A 3,478-nucleotide genomic window follows, 5' to 3' on the forward strand; every position below is an offset into this window, starting at 1 on the left:
AAAAAACTGCTAGAGGCTGATAGTTTACTGTTATAAGCTTCCCTAGAATCCTCTCGAATACAATGGTATGAATAACAAAATAATCTTAACATTTATAGGCTTGACTTTTTTAGCAAGTTGTGCTGATAGTAAACAGTTTCAATGTCAAAAAATCTATCGGATTGCCAACGAAGTGGCCCAAGAAACCAAATCCTTAACCAACGGTCAAGGGAGAGAAATTGACCAAAAAAGTTGGCTATTAGCCGCCGATAAAATCGAACAGGCCGCAGAAAATATGAAAAAATTAGAAGTGAAGGATACCGAACTAGAGAAATATAAAATCGCCTTCGCTCAAGTTTACGAAGATTATGCCACTGCCACTCGTGAAATAATTCAAGTTATCGAAACTCGCAATAAAAACGGAGCAAAATTAGCACAGGAAAAGGTAAGAAAAGCCGGCCAATTAGAAAAAGAAACTGGCGAAGCTTTTAATACCTATTGTCAAGCACAGTAAAGCAGTTATCAGTTATCAGTTATCAGTTAGAAGGTGTTGGGGTTTTGGGGTATTAGTTAAAATTTCCCCATTTCCCCATTTCCCTATCTCCCCATCACCTCACTTCTGTACTTTAGGGTTTAATTGCGTACAAAGTGCCAACATTTTTACTGCGAGGCATCCTGGAAAAGATGATAAAACCGAATTCTTGCAGATGTTTGACTAAAGCATCGGGACCCTTTTTATGCCATTCCATCATGATAATTTTCATCTGTCCCAATTGACCAGTTGCCGCTAAAGAATCGAGGATTTCGTATTCGGAACCTTCACAATCAATCTTGGCAACAATATCGATGTCGGGATAATCAGAGGTAATACCTTTAAACACATCAGTGAAAGGTTTCAGAATTAAATCGGCTGTAGCGGTTTGTTTTGAGGCAAAAGGTTTTAATTGGTTGTCAATACCAGAAATACCAACACTACCTTTAACATTGTAATCGTATTCGACTTGAATAATTTCATCCCGATCACCGACTCCATAATCAAAAGCTTTAATCTTCTCCGCTAGATTCGGATTGAGGGCAAAATTTCTTAAAGCTTGGTCGTAGGTAGCCTTAAAAGGTTCGTAACTATAGACAGCTTTCACATTAGCTCGATTGGCAAAAAAGAGACTAGCAAAACCCGTATTCATACCAATATCGATCGCTACACAGGGCTTGTCATAGAGGAAATTATATACACCTAAAAGGAAAATTTCATGGGCGATATCTAAATCCTGTCCCGTCTCGATAATTAACTTAACTCCATCGATATCGATAATTAATTCCTGTTGCCCATCGATATAAAATTTACAATCGGCCAGAGTCTTTAAGGCGTTAGCTTTGTTAAAAACTTTGCTACCCAAGAGGAAATCCTGCTTATTTTTGCTTAAACTGATCCCTAGTGGTTTGTAAAAAAGTTGACCAGATTTAGCATCATATGCCACATAATTAGGATTAATATTATGCTCTGCCAACTGACTAGACCAATATTGATCGGCAATATGGGGATAAGTCTTAAATTGTCGATAGCGTTTATGTGCATCTAACAGTTTTTGATAAAGCATTGCTTGTCTAGCCTCGATTTTTTAGGATGGATGAAGGTAATTTTATGGACAAGTCTGACAAAGTTTGATAGGCTTGTCAAGAAAATCCCTCGTCTCTGAGCATCAGAAGTCAGGAAACCCATCTCAAACAAGGTAACACAGACCATCAGGAGTTAACAAGCCTTGAATTACTCTGATTTTATATTTTGGTGGATATTAATCCTTTTTAGCGTTCCTTTCCTAACGGCGCGCTACCTGGCGAAGTCCTTCAATCTCTGGCGAGGTGTTTTTGATGGAGTCGGATTGGCGGCGCTGTCCCTAATCCTGTTTTATTACGCCAGTCGCACCAGTTTCCTCGTTTTCATCGTCTCCCTAGCCTTTAACTACATTATGGTCTGGCTAGTGCTGAAAATGAGCGGCTGGAAAGCGAATCTCCTAGCCACTATCGTTATCGTCATCGATATTCTCGTCCTCGCCTACTTCAAGTATTTCGGCTTTTTTGTGCAGGAAATCATCGGATTGTTCGTTTCTCTCCCCCCTAACTGGAAGGAACTTTCCCCAATTCCCGTGCCTAGCCAAATCCCGCCGGGGGTATCCTTCTATACCTTCCAGATGGTGGCTTTCGTGGTGGACTCCCTACGGGAAAAGAAAAAGAAACCCCTAGCCGTCCTCGATTATGTCAATTTTATCTCCTTTTTCCCCCAAATTGTCGCAGGTCCGATCGAGCGTCGCCGGGATTTATTACCACAAATGGAGGGATTTCGCCTCAAATTTACAGGAGAAAACTTCGAGAAGGGTTTGCGTTGGCTTTCCCTCGGTTTATTTATAAAATTTGTCCTCGCCGATAACATTGCGCCCTACATCGAATTAGATAAGATGATCGATAATGCTTGGTATATCTGGTTTGAGGCCTTTTTATTCACCCTGAGAATCTATTTTGACTTCGGCGGTTATAGCTTTATTGCTGTTGGTTTGGCCTATTTTGTCGGGGTGAGATTAGAATTAAACTTTTTAGCCCCCTATACATCCCAAAGTATTAACGAATTTTGGCGACGTTGGCATATTACCCTTAGCACTTGGTTTCGGGATTATGTATTTTTACCCCTGATGGGTTCCAATAAAAATTGGGCGCCTTTTTATCTATTCATTACCTTTACTCTCTCTGGTTTCTGGCACGGTGCGGCTTGGAATTTCATCTTTTGGGGTGCTTACCACGGGGCATTATTATTATTACTGCGTTATCTAGGCCGACCTTTCTATGCTTTTGTCGGAAAATACGTTTCTCAGCCGCAAATTGTCTCCTGGGCTTTAACGCAATTGGCGGTCATTTTTGGTTGTCTCTTTTTCATGGAGATTAACACCAGAAGATTAATCGGCAAAATGCTGGTTATTGCCAATCCTTTCAATTATTCCTTAGCTAATATCGGGGAAATTTTTAGTTCCTATAGTCTTAATCAAGGAGCAGTTTTAAGCGTCGCTTTAGTTCTTGGTATCATTGTTTTAATCCTCGAACATTTGGCTATTGCTCAGAAAAAGTTTGAATATGAACTATTGTTATCCCCTTGGCTGTCTAAAATATTGCTAGGTTTAACTATTCTCCTAGCTTCCACTAATACCGGTGACTTTATTTACTTTGAATTCTGATGAATACTAAATCCTTTAACCCTTTCCCCTGGTTAGCCTCTCTGGGAGTCGCTTGGTCCCTCGGCTTTGTTTATAATGTCATCTACGGCGGCGAATTAAGCTGGTTGCGGATGATGTACGAGGAAAAATCAGCGATCGCAGCCAAGGTCGAAGGACCGCGGCGTTTAATCGTCACGGCGGGATCGGGGGCGCATTATACCATAAATTCGGAATTAATGGCCAAAGAATTGGGAATGCCCGTGGTTAACCTCGGTTTACAGGGGGATATCGGTTTAAAT

Annotated in this window: 3 protein-coding genes and 1 pseudogene; 3 read left to right on the top strand and 1 reads right to left on the bottom strand. The window is 40.7% G+C overall.

Annotated elements, in window-relative coordinates:
• Window positions 1-67: 67 nt before the first annotated feature.
• Window positions 68-493, top strand: a complete 426-nt coding sequence (locus tag PX636_RS05170) for a hypothetical protein (RefSeq protein WP_012268349.1) — start codon at window positions 68-70, stop codon at window positions 491-493.
• A 112-nt stretch (window positions 494-605) separates the two neighbouring features.
• Here the strand turns inward: PX636_RS05170 and PX636_RS05175 are convergent, their stop codons facing one another.
• Complete coding sequence (locus PX636_RS05175) at window positions 606-1,577, bottom strand: FkbM family methyltransferase (protein ID WP_288116400.1); 972 nt, start codon at window positions 1,575-1,577, stop codon at window positions 606-608.
• 162 nt (window positions 1,578-1,739) lie between these two features.
• Between PX636_RS05175 and PX636_RS05180 the strand changes: the two genes are divergently transcribed.
• Window positions 1,740-3,200, top strand: a complete 1,461-nt coding sequence (locus tag PX636_RS05180; protein WP_288116401.1) for an MBOAT family O-acyltransferase — start codon at window positions 1,740-1,742, stop codon at window positions 3,198-3,200.
• Window positions 3,200-3,478, top strand: a pseudogene (locus PX636_RS05185) (hypothetical protein); the annotation flags it as partial. The gene PX636_RS05180 and the pseudogene PX636_RS05185, both read left to right, overlap by 1 nt.

This window comes from Microcystis sp. M53598_WE2, assembly GCF_030067735.1.
GTDB lineage: Bacteria > Cyanobacteriota > Cyanobacteriia > Cyanobacteriales > Microcystaceae > Microcystis > Microcystis aeruginosa.